Source organism: Acidovorax sp. LjRoot204 (genome assembly GCF_056175785.1).
On record NZ_JBGFFF010000002.1, the window covers coordinates 1 to 20923 of the forward strand.

The window sequence follows — 20923 nt, forward strand, 5'->3', positions numbered from 1 at the left end:
CCCCCTGGCTGGGCGCCACCATGGGCTTGACAGGCCGACCGATGGCTTCGCCGTCCATCTGGCGCAGGGTGTCCACCCACACGCCCGTGGCGTTGACCACCGACCGAGCGCGCACCGTGAATTGCTGGCCGCTGTCCGCGTCCTCGCAGACAAAACCCACGACCTTGCCAGCCTCGTGAACCAGCGACCGTGCAGGACAGTAATTGACAACCAAAGCGCCCAGGCTGGCGGCCGTGCGCGCCAGCGCCAAGGCCAGGCGAGCGTCATCGAACTGGCCGTCCCAATATTTGACACTGCCCTTGAGCCCCTCGGTACGGGCGGTGGGCAGACATTGCAGGGTGCGAGCGCGCCCCAGAAACTCCGTAGCGCCCAGGCCAGCCTTGCCTGCAAGCGCGTCATACATCATCAGCCCGATGCCATAGAAGGGTGTTTCCCAGAAACGGTACGACGGCATCACAAAGGGCAGCGGTTGCGCCAGATGGGGCGCGTTGTGCAGCAGAGTAGTGCGTTCATGCAGCGCCTCGCGCACCAACGCGATGTTGCCCTGGGCCAGGTAACGGACCCCGCCATGCACCAGCTTGGTGGCCCGGGACGAGGTTCCTTWGGCGAAATCGTGTGAATCCACCAGCACGACGCTGAAGCCGCGCGCCGCGGCATCCAGCGCCACCCCCAGGCCCGTCGCGCCACCGCCGATAACGGCGAGGTCATACTGGTGCGGCTGGGCGAGGCGGGCCAGGAGGTCGGCGCGCCGTGTAGGAAGGGGTGCGGTGGCAATGGTCATGGGGTGATTGTCCATGGGCGGAGTAGAAACCAAGGGTTTACCCTTGAATTCCTGACACTCCCGGGGTGAGAACCCGCCCCGCAGCCGCACAGGTGCCGAGGGCGGTATCGAGCAAAAAAGGCAGCCAGAGACCTTGTGAGCCCTGGCTGCCGATCAATGGTGGTTACAACCACACCTTGATCTGTGGATCAGCGCGTCTTGCCGTCCTTCCACGCCTGCAGCAACTTGTCGTAGGCAATGGTTTCGCCCTTTGGCTTCTCATTGGCCAGCTTCTTCCAGGGGGCCTGCTTGTCGCTCAGCCACTTGTTGGGGTCGCTCTTGGGGTTGAGCTTGGGCGCGCAGTGGGCCATGCCTGCGCGTTCCAGGCGGGCCATCACCTGGTCCATCTCGTCGGCCAGGGTGTCCATGGCGCCCTGGGGAGTCTTCTCGCCCGTGACCGCCTGCGCCACGTTCTTCCACCACAACTGGGCCAGCTTGGGGTAGTCGGGCACATTGGTGCCGGTAGGCGACCATGCCACGCGCGCCGGGCTGCGATAGAACTCGACCAGGCCACCGAGCTTGGGCGCGGCGTCCGTCATGGCCTTGGACTGGATGTCGCTCTCGCGGATCGGGGTCAGGCCCGTCAGCGTTTTCTTGAGCGACGTGGTCTTGGCCGTCACGAACTGGGCGTACAGCCAGGCGGCAGCCGTCTTGTTGGCGTCATGGTCCTTGAAGAAGGTCCASGAGCCCACGTCCTGGTAGCCGTTCTGCATGCCCTGCTTCCAGTASGGGCCGTTSGGGCCGGGGGCCATGCGCCACTTGGGCGWGCCGTCGGCGTTCACCACGGGCAGGCCGGGCTTGGTCATGTCGGCCGTGAAGGCGGTGTACCAGAAGATCTGCTGCGCGATCTGACCTTGCGCGGGCACGGGGCCGGCTTCGCCGAAGGTCATGCCCGTGGCTTCCTTGGGCGCGTACTTCTTCATCCAGTCCACGTACTTGGTCAGCGCATATACGGCTGCGGGCGAGTTGGTCGCACCGCCACGGGCCACGCTGGCGCCCACTGGCGTGCACTTGTCGTCCGCCACACGGATGCCCCATTCGTCGATCGGCAGGCCGTTGGGCGCGCCGATGTCGGCAGAGCCCGCCATGGACAGCCATGCGTCGGTGAAACGCCAGCCCAGGGATGGGTCCTTCTTGCCGTAGTCCATGTGGCCRTAGATSGGCTTGCCATCGATGTTCTTYACGTCGWTGGTGAAGAACTCGGCGATATCCTCATAGGCGCTCCAGTTGAGCGGCACACCCAGGTCGTAGCCATACTTGGCCTTGAACTTGTCCTTGATGTCCTTGCGGTCGAACAGGTCGGCGCGGAACCAGTACAGGTTGGCGAACTGCTGGTCGGGCAACTGGTACAGCTTGCCGTCTGGCCCGGTCGTGAACTTGGTGCCGATGTAGTCCTTGATGTCGATGCCGGGGTTGGTCCACTCCTTGCCTGCACCGCCCATGTAGTCGGTCAGGTTCATGATCTTGCCGTAGCGGTAGTGCGTTCCGATCAGGTCCGAGTCCGAGATCCAGCCGTCATAGATGGACTTGCCCGACTGCATGGAGGTCTGCAGCTTCTCGACCACGTCGCCCTCCTGGATCAGGTCGTGCTTGACCTTGATGCCAGTGATTTCCTCGAACGCCTTGGCGAGCGTCTTGGATTCGTATTCGTGGGTGGTGATGGTCTCGGACACCACCGAGATTTCCTTCACACCCTTGGCCTGCAGCTTCTTAGCCGCGTCCATGAACCACTTCATTTCGGCCATCTGCTGGTCCTTGCTCAGCGTGGAGGGCTGGAACTCGGTGTCGATCCATTTTTTGGCCTCCGCCTCGCCCGCCATGGCGGCCTGACCCGTCATGACCGCCACTGCCAGTGCCAGCGCTGTGTACCGCGTCTTCATAGTGCCTGTCTCCTCATAGTCATCTCCCCTTTGGATGCAAGGGTCACGCGGCTCCGGGGAAGGGTTGAGCCGCGCGACGGGAACCATTGAAACCAAGGCTGCCTGCAAACACCTCACCCCTTGCGCAGGATGAGCAGCAGCAGCGCCATCGACAACACAAAGCTGATCCAGATCGACGGGTCGCCCTGCAGGCTGAACCACTGGGCCAGCTTGCCGCTGACGCCGACAAAAATCAGATTCACGTAGGCCGCCGACAACAGCCCAATGAACAGCCGATCACCGCGCGTTGTCTCCAGCGGCAAAAAACCCTTGCGCATCGTCGTGGGCGACTTGATCTCCCACACTGTCATACCGATCAGCATCAGCACGATGCAAATGAAGAACACCGCCACGGGCAGCGTCCAGGCCATCCAATCAAACATGTCGCTGCCTCCTCAAACCCGCCCCATCGCAAAGCCTTTTGCGATGTAGTGGCGAACAAACCAGATCACGATCGCACCCGGCACGATGGTCAGCACGCCAGCGGCGGCCAGCGTCGCCCAGTCCATGCCCGAGGCGCTCACGGTGCGCGTCATGGTGGCCACGATGGGCTTGGCATTCACGCTGGTCAGCGTGCGCGCCAGCAGCAGCTCGACCCAGCTGAACATGAAGCAGAAGAACGCGGCCACACCCACACCAGCCTTGATGAGCGGCAGGAAAATGGTCATGAAAAAGCGCGGAAAGCTGTAGCCATCGATATAGGCCGTCTCRTCGATCTCGCGCGGAATACCGCTCATGAAGCCTTCSAGAATCCACACCGCCAGCGGYACGTTGAACAGCAGGTGCGCCAGTGCCACGGCAATGTGCGTGTCCATCAGCCCCACGGTGGTGTAGAGCTGAAAGAACGGCAGCAGGAACACGGCGGGCGGCGTCATGCGGTTGGTCAGCAGCCAGAAGAACACATGCTTGTCGCCCAGGAACTGATAGCGGCTGAAGGCATAAGCAGCGGGCAGCGCCACGGTGAGCGAGATCACCGTGTTGATGSCCACRTAGATCAGGCTGTTGATATAGCCCGARTACCAGGACTCGTCSGTGAAGATGSTCTTGTAGTTGGCCCAGGTGAAGTGCTGGGGAAAGAACGTGAAGGTCGAAAGRATCTCCTCGTTCGTCTTGAAGCTCATGTTGACCATCCAGTAGATGGGCAACAGCGCGAACAGCAGGTAGACAACAAGGAAGATCGACCGCTTCTGGAAGCGCTTTTCATTCATGGCCGGCTCCTTCGTTGCTGGCGGTACCCACGCGCTGCATCCAGTTATAGAGGATGAAGCACAGCAGCAGGATGATGAAGAAATAGATCAGCGAAAACGCTGCGGCAGGGCCCAGGTCGAACTGGCCCACGGCCTTGGTCGTCAAGTACTGGCTCAAGAAGGTGGTGGCATTGCCCGGYCCGCCGCCGGTCAGCACGAACGGCTCGGTGTAGATCATGAAGCTGTCCATGAAGCGCAGCAGCACCGCRATCATCAGCACGCCRCGCATCTTGGGCAGCTGGATGTAGCGGAACACCGCGAACTTGCTGGCGCCATCGATGCGTGCCGCCTGGTAGTACGCGTCGGGGATGGAGCGCAACCCGGCAAAGGCCAGCAGCGCGACCAGCGGCGTCCAGTGCCACACATCCATCAGCAGCACCGTGAGCCAGGCCTGCGTGGCGTTGCCGGTGTAGCTGTATTCGATGCCCACCTCTTGCAGCAGCCTGCCCATGAGGCCGATGTCGGCACGGCCATAGATCTGCCAGATGGTGCCCACCACGTTCCAGGGGATCAGCARCGACAGCRCCACCACCACCAGCACSGCCGAMGACTTCCAGCCCTKSGCMGGCATGGACAGYGCCAGCAGAATGCCCAGCGGAATCTCCACCGCCAGCACAGCCAGCGAGAAGGTGAGCTGGCGCAGCAGCGCGGCGTGAAGTTCCTCGTCGCGCATCACCTGTACGAACCATTCCGTGCCCACGAAGACACGGCGCTCGGGGCTGATGATGTCTTGCACCGAGTAGTTCACCACCGTCATCAGCGGCAGGATGGCTGAGAAGGCCACACACAAAATCACGGGCAGGATCAGGAACCAGGCCTTCTGGTTCACGGGTTTGGTCGTGGTACTCATTGGAAACCTCCTTGCTGCGCACTGCGGTGCTGAGCGCCTTCGGGCGGCCGGGCGGCGCTCATGGGGCGACCTCCGCGGTCAGCAACTGCTCGTTCTGGTAGAAGCAGGTGTGGGTTCCCAGCACCTGCAGCCATGCCGTGTCGCCGGCCGATGGAAGCCGCGTCTCGGGCGTGAAGCGCGCCTTGACGGTGTGCTCGCCCACCTTGGCGGTCAGCATCTGGTAGGTGCCGATGTCCTGCACTTGCACCACGTTGCAAGGCAATGCGCCCGGCTGCTGCGGTTGGGCCAGCGTCAGGTATTCGGGCCGGATGCCGACCTGCAGGTCACCGTTAGGCAGCGCACGGCCCACGGGGCTGGCCAGGCGGTGCCCGGCCACAGTGAGGCTGTCGCCCTCGCTGTTCGCAGGCAAGAAGTTCATGCCTGGCGAGCCAATGAAGTGCCCCACAAAAGTGTGCGCAGGCCGCTCGAACAAGGCATCGGCCGACCCCACCTGCACGGCCTTGCCGCGCGTCATCACCACCACCTGGTCGGCAAAGGTCAGTGCCTCCACCTGGTCGTGSGTCACGTAGATCAGCGTGAGCTTGAGYTCGYGGTGGATCTGCTTGAGCTTGCGGCGCAGCTGCCACTTGAGGTGCGGRTCGATCACSGTSAGCGGYTCGTCGAACAGCACSGCYGMSACRTCGSYGCGCACCAGKCCRCGGCCSAGCGAGATCTTCTGCTTGGCRTCGGCCGCGAGGCCSGMGGCGCGCTGGTTSAGCTGGCCGCTCATKTCSAGCATYTCGGCRATCWCGCCCACACGCTKCYTGATCTGGTCCTCGGGCACCTTGCGGTTGCGCAGCGGRAASGCSAGGTTCTCGGCCACSGTCATGGTGTCGTAGATCACCGGAAACTGGAACACCTGSGCRATGTTGCGYTCCTGSGGSSTGGCGCGCGTCAYGTCRCGSCCRTCRAASRKCACCKTGCCSTGCGASGGYACGAGCAGGCCCGASATGATRTTGAGCATGGTSGTCTTGCCRCAGCCCGAGGGGCCGAGCAGCGCATAGGCACCACCGTCCTCGAACTCCATCTTCAAAGGCAGCAGCGCGTAGTCGCCGTCCTGCTGCGGGTTGGGCTTGTACGAATGCGCCAAGTCCAGGCTGATGCGGGCCATTTCAGCGCCCTCCTTGTGCAGTAGCGGGCCGTGCGGGCGCCCAAGCCAGTCGACCGTCGGCACCAAACACATAGACCTGGGCAGGGTCCAGGTGCAGTGTGATGGGCGTGCCCAGTTCAAAGTAATGCACACCGGTCAACTGCGCCACCAGGTCACCCCAGGGTGTGGCCGCATGCACAAAGGTGTCGGAGCCCGAAATTTCGGCCAGCTCGACCACTCCGCCCACACTGATGTCACCCGGGCGGGCCACCACGCGCAGCGCACTGGCGCGCACGCCTGCCGTGAGCCCTGCGGCCGTGGCCACCCCTTGCGGCAGATGCACGGCCAGCTCCACCCCACCCTGCAGACGCACCCCGGAAGGGGCCGCCGAGGCAGCAATGAGGTTCATGGGCGGGTCGCTGAAAGCGCGCGCCACACGCAGCGAATTGGGGGAATGGAACACCTCGGCGGTGGGGCCGTACTGCAGCAACTGACCTTCGTCAAGCACTGCGGTGTAGCCACCCAACAGCAGGGCCTCGCCCGGCTCGGTGGTGGCATAGACCACGGTGGACTGGCCGGCGGCAAACAGCTGGGTCAGCTCCTCGCGCAGTTCTTCGCGCAGCTTGTAGTCSAGGTTCACCAGCGGYTCRTCSAGCAGCATCAGCGGCGCRYYCTTGGCCAGCGCRCGCGCCAGCGCCACRCGCTGCTGCTGCCCGCCGGAGAGTTCGGCCGGGTAACGATCCAGAAACATGTCGATGTGCAGGCGGCTCGCAATCTCACGCACCCTGGCGTCGATGTTCTTTTCACCGCGCAGCTTCAGGGGCGACGCAATGTTGGCCGCCACCTTCATCGAGGGGTAGTTGATGAACTGCTGGTACACCATGGCCACATTGCGGTCGCGCACGGGCATGCCAGTCACATCCACACCATCGACCTTGACGGTGCCCGACGTGGGCGTATCCAGCCCGGCCATGATGCGCATCAGGCTGGTCTTGCCCGCCTGGGTCGCTCCCAGCAATACCGTCACGGCATTGGGCTGAAGCGACAGGTTCATGTCGTACAGCCAGGTCTGCGCCCCGACTTTTTTGCTGATGCTGTCCAACGCCAGCTGCATGAAGCATCCTCTTCCGGCCCTGAGGCCTGTGTGAAAGGGCTGCACACACGCACGGCAGCCCTCAAATTTCGATCTTTTTCATTTTTGTTCCTTTTTGTTCGAATCGAATCAAGGTTTACCCTTAATCAATTCGTTTTTGTTCGATTTACAGTCTTTAGCGTGCCACCGGGCACCAAAGCGAATGTTTCAGATTCGTTACGATTCGGTGACATAACACTGCGCACAACACCCCCACCGTGAACACCAATCCCCGCCAACTCCAACTCCTCGAAGAAGTGCGCGCGCGCAAGTCCGCCACGGTGGAACAACTTGCCGACACCCTGGGGGTCACGCTGCAGACGGTGCGCCGCGATGTGCAGCGCCTGGCGGAGTCGGGACTGCTCACGCGCTTTCATGGCGGCGTGCGCGTGCCCAGCTCCACGGTGGAGAACCTGGCGCACACCCAGCGCGAAAACCTGCATGCCGAAGGCAAAGCGCGCATTGCGCGCGCCGTGGCCGAACAGGTACCCAACGACTGCTCGCTGATCCTGAACATCGGCACCACCACCGAGGCCATTGCCAAGGCGCTGCTGCACCACCGGGGCCTGCGCGTGATCACCAACAACCTCAATGTGGCCGCGATCCTGAGCGGCAACCCCGAGTGCGAGGTCATCGTGGCCGGCGGCGTGGTGCGCGCCCGTGACCGGGGCATCGTGGGCGAAGCGGCGGTGGACTTCATCCGCCAGTTCAAGGTGGACATTGCGCTCATCGGCATTTCGGGCATCGAGCCGGACGGGTCGCTGCGCGACTTCGACTACCGCGAGGTGAAGGTGGCGCAAACCATCATCGAGCACGCGCGGGAGGTCTGGCTGGCGGCCGACTTCAGCAAATTCAACCGCCCGGCGATGGTGCAACTGGCCACGCTGGCGCAGATCGACCGCCTGTTCACCGACGCACCGCCGCCCGAGCCCTTCCCGGCCCTTCTGCAAGATGCTGAAGTCATCTGCACGGTAGCTGCGTAGCTTCACCTATCCTTTGCCCTCATGACCTACCTGCTCGCTCTCGACCAAGGCACCTCCAGCTCCCGCAGCATCGTTTTTGACGAAAGCGGCCACATCGTGGCGCAGGCGCAGCTGGAGCTGCCGCAGATCTACCCCCAGCCCGGCTGGGTGGAGCACGACCCGCTGGAGATCTGGCGCACCCAGCTCGCCACCGCACGCGATGCGCTGGCCAAGGCGGGCATTGCGGCCAGCGACATACGCGCTGTCGGCATCACCAACCAGCGCGAGACCACCGTGCTGTGGAACCGCCAGACCGGCCAGCCCGTGCACCACGCCATCGTGTGGCAGGACCGGCGCGCCGAACCCGCCTGCGCCCAGCTGCGCGAACAAGGCCATGCCGCCACCATCCAGGCCAAGACCGGCCTGCTGGTGGACGCCTACTTCTCCGGCACCAAACTGCAGTGGATGCTGGACCATGTGCCCGGCGCGCGGCAAGCGGCCGAGCGCGGCGAGCTGGCCTTTGGCACGGTGGACAGCTGGCTGATGTGGAAGCTCACCCACGGCAAAGTGCACGTGACGGATGTGAGCAACGCCTCGCGCACCATGCTGTTCAATGTGCACACCAACCAGTGGGACGACGAGCTGCTGGCGCTGCTGCGCATTCCCAAGGCGCTGATGCCCGAGGTGCTGCCGTCCAGCGCCCACTTTGGCGACATCGCGGCCGACCTGCTGGGCCACGCCATCCGCATTGGCGGCGTGGCGGGCGACCAGCAAAGCGCGCTGTTCGGCCAGGCCTGCTTCACCGCCGGCATGGCCAAGAACACCTATGGCACGGGCTGCTTCATGCTCATGCACACAGGCGGCACGTTCCAGACATCGCAAAACGGCCTGCTCACCACCAGCGCGGCGCAGCCGGGCACGCAGCCCGAATTCGCCATGGAAGGCAGTGTGTTTGTCGGCGGCGCGGTGGTGCAGTGGCTGCGCGACGGCCTGCGCGCCATCTCCACCAGCAACGAGGTGGAGTCACTGGCCCAAAGCGTGCCCGATTCGGGCGGCGTGATGATGGTGCCCGCCTTCACCGGCCTGGGCGCCCCGTACTGGAAGCCTGACGCACGCGGCACCATCACGGGCCTCACGCGTGGCACCACGCTGGGCCACATTGCGCGCGCGGCGCTCGAAAGCATTGCCTACCAGAGCGCCGCCCTGCTGCTGGCCATGAGCCGCGAYGCTGTGGCCGCCGGCGGCGCCCCSGTGRGCGAGCTGCGYGTGGACGGCGGCGCSWGCRTSAACGACYTGCTGATGCAGTTCCAGGCCGACCTRCTGGGCATYCCGGTGGTGCGGCCTGCAGTCATCGAGACCACCGCTTTGGGCGCGGCCTACCTGGCAGGGCTGTCGAGCGGCGTGTACCGCAGCACGGATGAACTCTCGCGGCTGTGGCGCGCCGACCGCCGCTTTGTGCCCACGCTCGGCAGCGCGCGTGCGCAGGAGCTGATGGCGAACTGGGAGCATGCGGTGCGCCAAACTACGGCAGCCTGAGGTCCCCGCGGCGCTGGGGTGACAAGGTCTCTGCCGTCCCAGTAGCCCGTCTTTCCTCCCATGAGTCCTGCCGCTGTCGCCGCTGCAGACATGGACTGACGGCCCGGCGGCGCTACCATCGTGGCCCTTCCTTGTTTGCCACCTTGCCTGCACGCACCATGAGCCAGACCACTGCCTCCCCAAACCTCCCCACCATCGCCTTCATCGGCGGCGGCAACATGGCCAGCGCCATCATCGGCGGCCTGATCGGCCAGGGCCACCCCGTGAGCCAGATCGAGGTGGTCGAGCCCCACGCCCCCACGCGCGAGGCGTTGCTCAAGAACTTTGGACTCACGGCGCAGCCCGAGGCGGGCGCTGCACTGCAGCGCGCCAGCATCGTGGTCTGGGCGGYCAAGCCCCAGACCTTCAAGGACGCCGCCGCACAGGCCAAGGCGCACACCCAGCAGGCCCTGCACCTGAGCGTGGCGGCGGGCATCCGCTCGGACAGCATCGCCCAGTGGCTGAGCACCGAGCGCATCGTGCGCACCATGCCCAACACGCCCGCGCTGGTGGGCAAGGGCATGAGCGCGATCTACGCACGCCCCGCCGTGACCAGCGCCGAACGCCAGAGCGTGGAGTCCATCATGGCGTCCACCGGCGAATTCCTGTGGGTAGAGAGCGAGACCCAGCTGGACGCTGTCACCGCCCTCTCGGGCTCGGGCCCGGCCTATGTGTTCTATTTCCTCGAAGCCATGACGCGCGCCGGTGTGGGCATGGGCCTGACCGAAGCGCAGGCGCACCAGCTGGCCGTGGGCACCTTTGTGGGCGCCTCGGAGCTGGCTCGCCGCTCCCATGAACCCCCGGCCGTGCTGCGTGAACGGGTCACCTCCAAGGGCGGCACCACCTATGCCGCCCTGCAGTCGATGGAAGCCAGCGGCGTGTCGCAGGCGTTCGAGGCCGCCATGCGCGCTGCCGAAAAGCGTGCCAACGAACTCGGCAACGAGTTCGGATCTTGATGTTTTGGGGCGGTAGCGCTAGTCGATCAAGCGCTGACTGCTATTAATTTGTGAGCACCACCCGCACCAGATAGCTGCCCGCAATGCCCGCAAACACCGTGGCGCCCAGCCAGTGGTTGATGCGGAACGCCTTGAAGCAGCCCTCGCGGGTGCGGGTGCGGATCAGGGTGAAGTGCCACACGGCCTGGGCCAGCGCCACCGCAAGCGCTACATAAAATATAGCGCCCAAGGCATACGGTTGTAGCACTACCGCCCAAATACCCAAGAAAAGCAGATAAAACACCACGATGGCGGCCACATCCAGCCGCCCGAGGGTGATGGCCGAGGTCTTGATGCCGATCTTGAGGTCGTCGTCGCGGTCCACCATGGCGTATTCGGTGTCGTAGGCCAGCACCCAGAACATATTGCCCAGCCACATCCACCACGCCACCGCAGGCACGCTGCCCTGCACGGCGGCAAACGCGATGACGATGCCGAAGTTGAACGCAATGCCCAGCACCGCCTGGGGCATGGAGATGATGCGCTTGGTGAACGGGTAGGCAATGGCCACCAGCACGGCGGGCACCGACCAGGCGATGGCGGCGGTGTTGGTGGTGAGCACCAGGCCAAATGACACCAGCGCCAGCACCGCCCCCAGGCCCAGCGCCTCCTTCACCGACACCGCACCGGTGGTGACCGGGCGCTGCGCCGTGCGCTTGACGTGTTTGTCAAAGTCGCGGTCGGCCACGTCGTTCACACAGCAGCCTGCGCTACGCATGAGGATGGTGCCCAGCACAAACACCGCCAGCAGGTGCCAGCCCGGGAACCCCTCGGCCGCAATCCACAGCGCGCTCAGCGTGGGCCACAGGCACACCAGCCAGCCAGCGGGGCGGTCCCAGCGGATCAGGTCGAGATAGAGCGAAAAACGGCTGCGGGGGGAAACAGGGGACGACGACATGATGGGACCATTACAAGAGCAGGCTCCGCAGCAAGACGCTGCGGCGGGTGGCGGGCCACGGGCGCACAGAATGTAGCAGCAGCGCCGCGACTGGGGCACGCATCGCCGGGGCCAGGTAACGGCCCCAGCGCGAGCACAAAACCCGTTAAAGTCTCCGCTCGTTCCCCCAACGCACCGCCCCCTGGGGCACCAACGCATGCCCCATACATCGACCTCCCAGGCCGCCACGCGTTTTGCTGTCCCCCGCGGAATGCTGGTGGGATTTGTGATTGCTGCCCTCGCCACGGTGCTGATCGCGCTGGTGAACTTCCGCACCGCCCAGGTGCGCGCGCAAGCGGTGGAAGCCATGGACGAAACCACGGTGACCATGCGCCACCTCAACCTGTTCGTGTCCTCGCTGAAAGACGCCGAGACCGGGCAACGCGGCTATCTGCTGACGGGGGACGACACCTATCTGCAGCCCTACAACCTGTCGCTGGGCGCCATGGAGCGCAATATGGCGCGCCTCAAGGAGCTGACGAACGACAGCGCCGTGCAGCGCCGCCTCGTCGTGCAGATCGACGACCTGCACCACGAAAAACTGCGCGAGCTGGGCGAGACCATTGAACTGCGCCGCTCAAAAGGCCAGGAGGCCGCCGTGGCCGTAACCCGCAGTGATGCCGGCAGGGTGCTGATGGACCGCATCCGCGACCTGGCATCGGACCTGTCCACGCTGCTGAACCAGCAGCTGGAAAGTGACCGCAAGCAGTGGGTAGAGGCGGCCTCGATGTCCACCTACTACTCCTGGGGCGGCTCGTTCGTGCTGCTGGTGCTCATCTGCCTGTCGGCCGCCGCCAATGCACGGGAGTACCGCCTCAAGGCGCAGCAGTCCTGGGTGGCGGCCGGCCTCAACGGGCTGAGCCAGCGCATCCAGGGCGACCACCGGCTGGAGGACCTGGGCCAGCTCACGCTCGAATACCTGGCGCAATACCTGCGCGCGGCCGTGGGGGCCGGCTATGTGGCCGACTGCAACGGCGCGCTCACCCTGTTTGGTGGCTACGCCCTGCCCCGCGAACGGCTGGAGCAGCGCCTGCTGCCCGGCGAAGGCCTGGTGGGCCAGGTCGCGCGCTCGCGCCAGATGCTGCATGTGCGCGATGTGCCCGCCGGGCACCTGATGGTGTCGTCCAGCACCGGCCAGTCCGCGCCAACCGAGCTGCTGCTGGCCCCCGCCATCGAGAACGGCGAAGTGTTTGCCGTGATCGAGCTGGGCTTTCATCGCCCGCTGACCGAGCCTGAGCGCACCCTGATGGAACGCGCCTCGGGCATTCTGGCGGTGGCGATCCGCGCGGGGATTGACYGCAACCGCCTGGAAGCCTTGCTGGAAGAAACCCAGCGCCAGTCCGAAGAGCTGCAGACCCAGCAAGAAGAGCTGCGCGTGAGCAACGAGGAGCTGGAGCAGCAAAGCCGCATCCTGCAAGAGTCGCAGGCCCAGATGGAGGTGCAGCAGACCGAGCTGGAGCAGACCAACGCCCACCTGGAGGCGCAGACCCAGCAGCTGGAATACCAGCGCGAGCAACTGCTGCGCGCCCAAAGCGCCATGACGGACAAGGCGCGCGAACTGGAGCTGGCCAGCCAGTACAAGAGCGAGTTCCTGGCCAACATGAGCCACGAGCTGCGCACACCGCTCAACTCCACCCTGATCCTCGCCAAACTGCTGTCCGACAACAAGCCAGGCAACCTGAGCGCCGAGCAGGTGAAGTACGCGCAGACCATCTACGCGGCGGGCAACGACCTGCTGGCACTCATCAACGACATCCTCGACCTGTCCAAGATCGAGGCCGGCCAGGCCACCGTGTCGGTGGAAACGGTGACGCTGTCCAAGGCCCTGCAAACCCTGATCGACCCGCTGCGCCCGCTGGCGCAAGAAAAGGGCCTGACGTTCACTGCCACCGTCGCGCCCGACGCACCCGCCACGCTGGACACCGACCCGCAGCGCCTTGGGCAGGTGCTCAAGAACCTGCTGTCCAACGCGCTCAAGTTCACCGAGAAAGGCTCGGTGGCGCTGCATGTGTCGCGCAACCCGGACGACACCCTGTCGTTTGCCGTCAAGGACACGGGCATCGGCATTCCGGCACACCAGCAGGAACTGATCTTCGAAGCCTTCCGCCAGGCCGATGGCAGCACCCACCGCAAGTACGGCGGCACGGGCCTGGGCCTGTCGATCTCGCGCGATCTGGCTCAGCTGCTGGGTGGGTCCATCCACGTGCACAGCACGCCGGGCGAGGGCAGCGTATTCACCCTGGTCCTGCCCCAGAAGCTGGTGCCTTCGTCGCCTGAAGCTGAACCCGCAATGCCGGTGGCGGCGCCTGCGCCAGCCCACGCGACGGCACCGGTCGTCGCACCGGCTGCTTCAGCCCCCGCGTTGCCACCCGTGGCGGCCCCCACCGCACCCGCAGCCCCGCGCCGCGCGAGCGCGCGCAGCATTCTGGTGATTGAGGACGACGTGCGCTTTGCGCAGATCCTGAGCGACCTCGCCGGTGAGATGGACTTTGACTGCCACCTGGCCCACAACGCGGCGGACGGTCTGGCCTATGCGGTACACAGCCTGCCCAGCGCCATCGTGCTGGACGTGAACCTGCCCGACTTCTCGGGCCTGGGCGTGCTCGACCAGCTCAAGCGCAACCCGGCCACCCGCCACATCCCGGTGCACGTGGTCTCGGTGGCAGATTACTCGCAAGAGGCCTTGGGCCGGGGCGCCGTGGGCTACGCCCTCAAGCCCGTCAAGCGCGACGAACTGGTGCATGCCCTGCAGCGGCTGGAAGCCAAGTTCACCCAGAACCTGCGGCGCGTGCTGGTGGTGGAAGACGACGAACGCCAGCGCGAGAGCGTGCGCCACCTGCTCACCAACGACGACGTGGAGATCGTGGGCGCCGGCACGGCAGCCGAGGCGCTGGCGCACCTGCGCGGCTCCACCTTTGACTGCATGGTGATGGACCTGAACCTGCCCGACCTGAGCGGCTACGAATTGCTGCAGCAGATGACGGAGCAGGACGGCGTCTCCTTCCCGCCCGTCATCGTGTACACAGGCCGCGCCCTGTCGCGCGACGAGGAGCAGCAGCTGCGCCGGTTCTCCAAGTCCATCATCATCAAGGACGCCCGCTCCCCCGAGCGGCTGCTCGACGAGGTCACGCTGTTCCTGCACCAGGTGGAGTCGGAGCTGTCGGCAGAGCACCGCCAGATGCTGCAGGTGGCCCGCAACCGCGAGACTGCCCTGGAAGGCCGCAACGTGCTGGTGGTGGAAGACGATGTGCGCAACGTGTTTGCGCTCTCCAGCATCCTGGAGCCCACCGGCATCCGCGTGGAGATCGCGCGCAACGGCCTGGAGGCCCTGCAGGCGCTGGAGCGCGCCGGCAGCGGCGGCCACCCCGCGATTGACCTGGTGCTGATGGACATCATGATGCCGGAGATGGACGGTTACACCGCCATGCGCGAGATCCGCAACCGCCCCGAGTGGCGCCGCCTGCCCATCATCGCGCTGACCGCCAAGGCCATGAAGGACGACCAGGAAAAATGCCTGGCCGCCGGGGCCAATGACTACATCGCCAAACCGCTGGACGTGGAGAAGCTGCTGTCCCTGGTGCGGGTGTGGATGCCCAAGTAGGCCCCGCCATGCCCCATCGCAAGGCCCGCACGGCAGACATCGAGCAGCGCCTGCTGATCGATGCCATCTACCACCGCTRCCACTACGACTTCAGGGGCTACGCACAGGCGTCGCTCAAGCGGCGGCTGGCGTCGGCGCTGGTCCAGTTCGACTGCAAGACGCTGTCGCAGCTGCAGGACCGCGTGCTGCACGAGCCCGCCGTGTTCCCTGCGCTGCTCGAATACCTCACCGTGCAGGTGAGCGACATGTTCCGCGACCCCAGCTACTTCCAGGCGCTGCGCCAGGAGGTGGTGCCACTGCTGCGCACCTACCCGTCGCTCAAGGTCTGGGTGGCCGGGTGCAGCGCGGGAGAAGAGGTGTATTCGCTGGCCATCCTGCTGCAGGAAGAAGGCCTGCTGGACCGCACGCTGATCTACGCCACGGACATCAACCCGCACGCGCTGCGCGCCGCCGAGGCGGGTGTGTTCGACCTGTCCCGGGTGCCTGCCTTCACCGAGAACCATGCGCGCTCCGGCGCCCGCAGCTCGTTGTCGGACTACTACGCTGCCGGCTATGGCCGCGTGGTGTTCGACAAGGGCTTGCGCGAGCACATGGTGTTCTCTGACCACAGCCTGGCCACCGACAGCGTGTTTGCCGAGGTCCATCTGGTGTCCTGCCGCAATGTGCTCATTTACTTCGAGCGCGACCTGCAGGACCGCGCCCTGGGGCTGTTCCGCGAGTCGCTGTGCCACCGGGGGTTTCTGGGCCTGGGCTCCAAGGAGTCGCTGCGGTTTTCGGCGCACACCGATGCGTTCGACGACTTCGTGCTGCAAGGCCGCATCTACCGCAAGAAGGCCGGGCTGTGAGCAGCCCAGCCCACACACCCAGGCCAGTGCCCCCCGAGGGCTACGCCGCCATCGTGGTGGGCGGGTCTTCGGGCGGTATCGATGCCTTGCTGGAGCTGCTGCCAGCACTGCCCGCCACGCTGCAGGCGGCGGTGCTGGTGGTGCTGCACCTGCCCCGGGACCGGCGCAGCCTGCTGGTGGAGATTTTTCAGCCCCGCTGCGCCCTGCCGCTGCGCGAGGCGCAGGACAAGGATGCCATCACGCCAGGGTCGGTGAGCTTTGCGCCCCCGGACTACCACCTGCTGGTTGACGGTGGGCCCCAGCGCCCGCATGTGGGGCTGTCGGTGGACCCTCCCCTGCATTTTTCCCGCCCCTCCATCGACGTGCTGTTCGAATCGGCGGCAGACCACTACGGCCCCCGGCTGGTGGGCGTCCTGCTGTCGGGCGCCAACGAAGACGGCGTGCACGGCCTACAGGCCATTCAGGCGGCGGGCGGCCTCACCATCGTGCAAGACCCCGCCAGCGCCAGCATGCCCACCATGCCGCAGGCGGCCATCGCGGCCTTGGCGGTTGACCACATCCTGCCCCCTGAAGGCATTGCAAGGCTGCTGGCAGACCTGCACCAGCGCCAGCAGCTTTGATACGGGCGCATGCGTCCCTCTTTGAGAACCCCACCCACCCTCCCCACCGCCCATGCCCCAGACCGACCGCACAAAATGCCTGCTCGTTGACGATGTCGAGGAAAACCTGATCGCCCTGGAGGCGCTGCTGCAACGCGACGGGCTGGACATCCTCAAAGCCCAGTCGGGCCCCGAGGCCCTGGAACTGCTGCTGGCGCATGACGACGTGGCCCTGGCCTTGCTGGACGTGCAGATGCCCGACATGAACGGCTTCGAGCTGGCGGAACTGATCCGGGGCAGCGAGCGCACCCGGCACATTCCGCTCATCTTCATGACGGCGGGCTCACGCGAGCAGAACTGGCAGTTCCGGGGGTACGAGAGCGGGGCGGTGGACTTTCTCTACAAACCCATCGACCCGCACATGCTCACCAACAAGGCGAGCGTGTTCTTTGAACTGCACCGGCGCAAGCAGGCGCTGGCGCACGAGCTGCGAGCGCGCACCGAGGCCTTGCGCATCAACGAAATGTTCATGGCCGTGCTGAGCCACGACCTGCGCACACCGCTGCAGTCCATCGTCGCGGCGGCCACCGTGCTCAAGCGGCGGCCGCCCCCCGACAAGGCGGTACTCATGGCCGACCGGGTGCTGGGCGCCAGCCAGCGCATGGGCCACATGATCGAAGACCTGCTGGACGTGACCCGCATCCGCCAGGCGGGTGGGCTGGCCCTTCAGTTGGGCCCTGCCCACATGCAGGCGCTGGTGCAGCGCACGCTGGACGAGGTGGCCACCAGCCACCCGGAACGCCCCATCGATTCCACCCTGCAGGGAGACCTGGCAGGCACCTGGGATGCGGAGCGCCTGTGTCAAGTGGTCACCAATCTGGTCGGCAATGCACTGCACCACGGCAGCGCCGACCACCCCGTACGAATTGCGGTGGACGGGACCCGCCCCGAGCAGGTGAGCATCACGGTGGCCAACGGCGGCACCATCCCCCCCGAGCTGTTACCGCATTTGTTCGACCCTTTCCGGGGAGGAGAACGCGAGCCTGGCCGCCACCAGGGTCTGGGGCTGGGGCTTTTTATTGCACACCAGATCGTGCGGGCCCACCGTGGAACCATCGAAGCCAGGTCGCAAGACAATGTCACCACCTTCCAGGTGACACTGCCGCGCCATTCGCCAGCGCGCCCGCACCGCAGTTGACCATGTCAAGCACGCGCAGCCAGCGTGCCCACCAGCAGACAAGCCGACCGCCGGAAGCCGTGAAGGCGCTACCAGGGTGATATGACAAGGGGGGGAGACAAACCGCGAGCGGGCGGTGCCCGCAAACGTCAGCCGGCGGCCGAGGCCAGCGCGCTTTGGATGGAATCGAGCAGCTGCTCCAGCTCTTCCAGTTCGAAGGGTTTGAGCAAGGCGCGCACGTTCGGCCCCCAATTGCTCGGATGGCTGCCCAGTTCATACCCGGAGCACAGCACCACCCAGCGCTGCGGATCATCTGCCAGCAGCTGGCGGGCCAGATCCGTGCCCGAAAGGCCGGGCAGGCTGACATCGGTCACCAGCACGTCAAAGGGGTCGCCAGCATCCAGCGCCAGCGCCTCTTCGGCAGAGGCGCAGGGCGTGACCGTCCGGCCTTCGCCTTCCATGAGCATGCCGATGGTCTCGCGCAGCTCCGGGTTGTCTTCAACGTACAGGATTCGCATACATCACAGGGAGTTGATCCGCCATGCCGTCCTGCGGGAAGGGAGCATGACCAAAACCCGCATCATGCGCAGGCGACCGTGCTGCGCCGTGTAGGACAAGGCGCTATTCTGCGCGCCTGTGCCATCTCCGCCGCGCGCAGCCGGGCCGTGCGTCGGCCGACGCGCGCAGCGGAAGGAGAGCCCTTTTTATTCTTCCAGCAGCGAGCGCAGCATCCACGCCGTCTGTTCGTGCACCGTGAGGCGCTGGGTCAGCAGGTCGGCCGTGGGCTCGTCGCTGGCCTTGTCGGCCAGAGGGAACAGGCTGCGCGCCGTGCGGGCCACGGCTTCGTGGCCCTCAACCAGCACACGCACCATGTCCAGCGCCTTGGGGGGCTTGGCGGGTGCGTCGGGCACCGTCGCCAGCTTGCCAAACTCGGCATAAGAACCTGGTGCCACATGGCCCAGCGAGCGGATGCGCTCGGCAATCGGATCCACCGCGTTCCACAATTCTGTGTACTGCGCCATGAACATGGTGTGCAGGGTGTTGAACATGGGGCCCGTGACGTTCCAGTGGAAGTTGTGGGTGGTGAGGTACAGCGTGTAGGTGTCGGCCAGCAGGCGCRACAGGCCCTGAGCGATGGCAGCGCGATCCTTGTCGCTGATGCCGATGTTGATGCTGGGGGCAGAGGTTTTGCCGGATGCGGCTTTGCCAGGAGCTTTGGCCATGGGGAGGTTCCTTCCGTGCGGAGAACATGAAACACCCCGCGCTGTGCGGGGTCCTCAAATACTGTAGCGCAAGCGCCTGGCCCCCAGTGTCAGCCAAGGCCGATGCCTTGCACCTGGGTTAAGAAAACGCAAGCGGAGCCAAGCCCCGCAGGCTTATTGCATGTGCGGCAAGTTGCCAATGCGCACCAGCATCTCGGTGAACATCTGCATGTCGGCATCCAGGTCCGCCACTTCCTTGAACTCTTTGGCATTGTGGGCGGTGTACTTCTTGCCAGGCATGGCAGGGCCAAAGTTGATGGCGTTGGGCATCAGCTTGGCGGTGGTGCTGCCGGCCGTGGGCACGGGCTTGGCTTCGAGGCCGGTGGTGTCGCCAAAGGTGTTGAGCAACGTGGCCAGCCAGGCGCCCTTGGGGTCGCGGGCCATCCAGTTGCCTTGGTTGTGGTCCACCTCCACCGCCACACCGGCCTGGGTGCCCCAGGCCTTGATGCGTTCGGTGGTGGCTTTGGCCAGTGCTTCGGGCGTGTTGCCCCGGGGCATGCGCACGTTCACCAGCACATCGACCTTGCCATCCTTTTCGCGGATGAGGTTGGGAGACATCGTGAGCGGGCCCATGAAGTCATCGCTGTAGGCCAGCCCCATCGTACGACCCAGGTAGTCGGTGCCATACAGGTCTGTGAGGTAACGCACAGCCTGTGCGTAGCCGTTGGGGGCCAGCACTAGGCCCGACTCCTTGAGGAACAGCGCCAGGCGCGGCAGCGGATTCACGCCTTCTTCGGGGCGCGAGCCGTGGGCCGATGCGCCCGTGACCTTGACCAAGACGTCTGCGCCTTCACGCGCCACATCGATGCTGAACTTGCCGCCCTGGCTGGTGTATTTGCCGATAAAGGCGTCCTTGCCAGCGCTGAGCCGGCGGGTGGTGGCATCGGCGTTGCCGCCACGCAGGCGGGCCGTGGCCGTCTGGGGCACGGCGTTGGCCGATGCGGCGCCCGCCATGGCCACGATGGTGGGCTGGTTGCCTGCAGCGGCGCCCAAGGCAAAGGTGGTGCGCAGCGCGCCCGAGCCCTTCTCGGCCACCACCGCAGGATATTTGCTATCGAGCACGATGTTGTACTCAGGCAGAGAGGTCTTGGCGCGGTAGTACTTCATCGCGTCGCCACCGGTTTCCTCGGTGGTTTCGATCATGAGTCGGATGGTGCGCGCCAGCGGCAGGCCGCTGTCCTTGACGGCTTTCATCGCAAACAGCACGGTAGCGATGGAGCCCTTGTCGTCGATGGAGCCCCGGCCATACAAGTTGCCGCCCACGCGGGTCAGCTGGAAGGGGTCAAGCTTCGTGCCATCGTCCAGCACCCATTCGTCGGCCACCACGGGCACCACGTCGGCATGGGTGAGGATGCCGAATTCTTCGGGGCCACTGCCGGGCAGCTTCACTTCAAAGATGCGGTTGTCCACATTGCGGTACTGCAGGCCAAAGTCCTTGGCCATCCCTTCGACCAAGGCACCGAACGCGATGATGTGCTTGTCTTCGTGCGGCGGCACCTTATCGGCCCGCACCGTGGGAATGGCCACCATCTTCGCCGTGGCGTCGATCACCGCCGCCTGGTTGCGCAAGCGGTTGTGCAGCCCCAGCAAGCGGCTGATGTTGACCAGGTCATCACCCACTAAGGGCTTGTGCGCCAGGTAAGCCGACACGGCGGTCTGCAGCTGCGGCTGCATCTGTGCAGCCAGCGCCAGGAACTGTCGGAAGTCCGCTGCTGCAGCGGCGGCAGGCGCGGCCGCAATGCGGTCGAGCGCAGGCTTCTTCAGCGTCTGGGCTACGGGTGGGGGGGTGGGGGTGGAGCAAGCCGTCAGGGCGGCAACCAGCGTGGCGGTGAGCCAAAGCGTCTTCATTGGAACCTCTTGTGGGGGCAAAGGC

At 65.4% G+C, this 20923-nt stretch carries 18 protein-coding genes; 7 read left to right on the forward strand and 11 right to left on the reverse strand.

Features of this window, described 5'->3' with window-relative positions; all coding sequences use genetic code 11:
* From AC04MI_RS00490 to AC04MI_RS00520, 7 genes are all read right to left on the reverse strand, one after another.
* Window positions 1-781 (reverse strand): glycerol-3-phosphate dehydrogenase/oxidase (locus AC04MI_RS00490; protein ID WP_476496891.1); only part of this gene is annotated, 781 nt, incomplete at its 3' end.
* A gap of 188 nt (window positions 782-969) precedes the next feature.
* Entirely contained in the window at window positions 970-2700 is a 1731-nt protein-coding gene (locus AC04MI_RS00495) for an ABC transporter substrate-binding protein (protein ID WP_476496893.1), read from the reverse strand.
* A gap of 113 nt (window positions 2701-2813) precedes the next feature.
* A complete protein-coding gene (locus AC04MI_RS00500) occupies window positions 2814-3122 on the reverse strand; it encodes a DUF2160 domain-containing protein (RefSeq protein WP_056065375.1) in 309 nt (102 codons plus the stop codon).
* Window positions 3123-3134: 12 nt separating this feature from the next.
* Window positions 3135-3947 (reverse strand): carbohydrate ABC transporter permease, encoded by an 813-nt coding sequence (locus AC04MI_RS00505; RefSeq protein WP_476496894.1) that lies wholly within the window; start codon window positions 3945-3947, stop codon window positions 3135-3137.
* A complete protein-coding gene (locus tag AC04MI_RS00510) occupies window positions 3940-4836 on the reverse strand; it encodes a carbohydrate ABC transporter permease (RefSeq protein WP_476496896.1) in 897 nt (298 codons plus the stop codon). Before AC04MI_RS00510 ends, AC04MI_RS00505 begins: the two co-directional genes overlap by 8 nt.
* Before the next feature lie 58 nt (window positions 4837-4894).
* Window positions 4895-5986, reverse strand: coding sequence for an ABC transporter ATP-binding protein (locus AC04MI_RS00515; RefSeq protein WP_476496897.1), 1092 nt, complete (start codon window positions 5984-5986; stop codon window positions 4895-4897).
* 1 nt (window position 5987) lies between these two features.
* Window positions 5988-7079, reverse strand: coding sequence for an ABC transporter ATP-binding protein (locus AC04MI_RS00520; RefSeq protein ID WP_476496898.1), 1092 nt, complete (start codon window positions 7077-7079; stop codon window positions 5988-5990).
* Window positions 7080-7315: 236 nt separating this feature from the next.
* Here AC04MI_RS00520 and AC04MI_RS00525 point away from each other — a divergent pair, with 236 nt between their 5' ends.
* The 3 genes from AC04MI_RS00525 to proC all read left to right on the forward strand — a co-directional run bounded on the left by AC04MI_RS00525 (window position 7316) and on the right by proC (window position 10590).
* Window positions 7316-8080 carry a DeoR/GlpR family DNA-binding transcription regulator gene (locus tag AC04MI_RS00525; RefSeq protein ID WP_056065359.1) on the forward strand — a complete coding sequence of 255 codons (765 nt, stop codon included), beginning with the start codon at window positions 7316-7318 and terminating at the stop codon, window positions 8078-8080.
* A 21-nt stretch (window positions 8081-8101) separates the two neighbouring features.
* Window positions 8102-9595, forward strand: coding sequence for a glycerol kinase GlpK (glpK, locus tag AC04MI_RS00530; protein WP_476496900.1), 1494 nt, complete (start codon window positions 8102-8104; stop codon window positions 9593-9595).
* A 158-nt stretch (window positions 9596-9753) separates the two neighbouring features.
* Window positions 9754-10590, forward strand: a complete 837-nt coding sequence (gene proC, locus AC04MI_RS00535; RefSeq protein ID WP_476496901.1) for a pyrroline-5-carboxylate reductase — start codon at window positions 9754-9756, stop codon at window positions 10588-10590.
* Between the two features lie 43 nt (window positions 10591-10633).
* On the opposite strand, the gene ubiA is transcribed toward proC, so the two are convergent.
* The gene (gene ubiA, locus AC04MI_RS00540) at window positions 10634-11527 is read right to left on the reverse strand and encodes a 4-hydroxybenzoate octaprenyltransferase (protein WP_436076902.1); all 894 of its coding nucleotides are present in this window, start codon (window positions 11525-11527) and stop codon (window positions 10634-10636) included.
* A 196-nt stretch (window positions 11528-11723) separates the two neighbouring features.
* On the opposite strand from ubiA, the gene AC04MI_RS00545 reads away from it, so the two are divergent.
* The 4 genes from AC04MI_RS00545 to AC04MI_RS00560 are packed head-to-tail and all read left to right on the forward strand — an operon-like array spanning window position 11724 to window position 17809.
* Complete coding sequence (locus tag AC04MI_RS00545) at window positions 11724-15167, forward strand: response regulator (protein ID WP_476496902.1); 3444 nt, start codon at window positions 11724-11726, stop codon at window positions 15165-15167.
* Between the two features lie 8 nt (window positions 15168-15175).
* Window positions 15176-16012, forward strand: a complete 837-nt coding sequence (locus tag AC04MI_RS00550; RefSeq protein WP_476496904.1) for a CheR family methyltransferase — start codon at window positions 15176-15178, stop codon at window positions 16010-16012.
* Complete coding sequence (locus AC04MI_RS00555; protein ID WP_436076899.1) at window positions 16009-16632, forward strand: chemotaxis protein CheB; 624 nt, start codon at window positions 16009-16011, stop codon at window positions 16630-16632. Before AC04MI_RS00550 ends, AC04MI_RS00555 begins: the two co-directional genes overlap by 4 nt.
* 52 nt (window positions 16633-16684) lie before the next feature.
* Complete coding sequence (locus tag AC04MI_RS00560; RefSeq protein WP_436076898.1) at window positions 16685-17809, forward strand: hybrid sensor histidine kinase/response regulator; 1125 nt, start codon at window positions 16685-16687, stop codon at window positions 17807-17809.
* Between the two features lie 128 nt (window positions 17810-17937).
* Here the strand turns inward: AC04MI_RS00560 and AC04MI_RS00565 are convergent, their stop codons facing one another.
* The 3 genes from AC04MI_RS00565 to AC04MI_RS00575 form a co-directional block, all read right to left on the reverse strand.
* Window positions 17938-18306, reverse strand: a complete 369-nt coding sequence (locus tag AC04MI_RS00565) for a response regulator (protein ID WP_056747877.1) — start codon at window positions 18304-18306, stop codon at window positions 17938-17940.
* 186 nt (window positions 18307-18492) lie between these two features.
* On the reverse strand, window positions 18493-19011 hold the full coding sequence (locus AC04MI_RS00570) for a Dps family protein (protein ID WP_476496905.1): 519 nt from the start codon (window positions 19009-19011) through the stop codon (window positions 18493-18495).
* 153 nt (window positions 19012-19164) lie between these two features.
* Window positions 19165-20898 carry a dipeptidase gene (locus AC04MI_RS00575; RefSeq protein ID WP_436076897.1) on the reverse strand — a complete coding sequence of 578 codons (1734 nt, stop codon included), beginning with the start codon at window positions 20896-20898 and terminating at the stop codon, window positions 19165-19167.
* Between the last annotated feature and the right edge of the window lie 25 nt (window positions 20899-20923).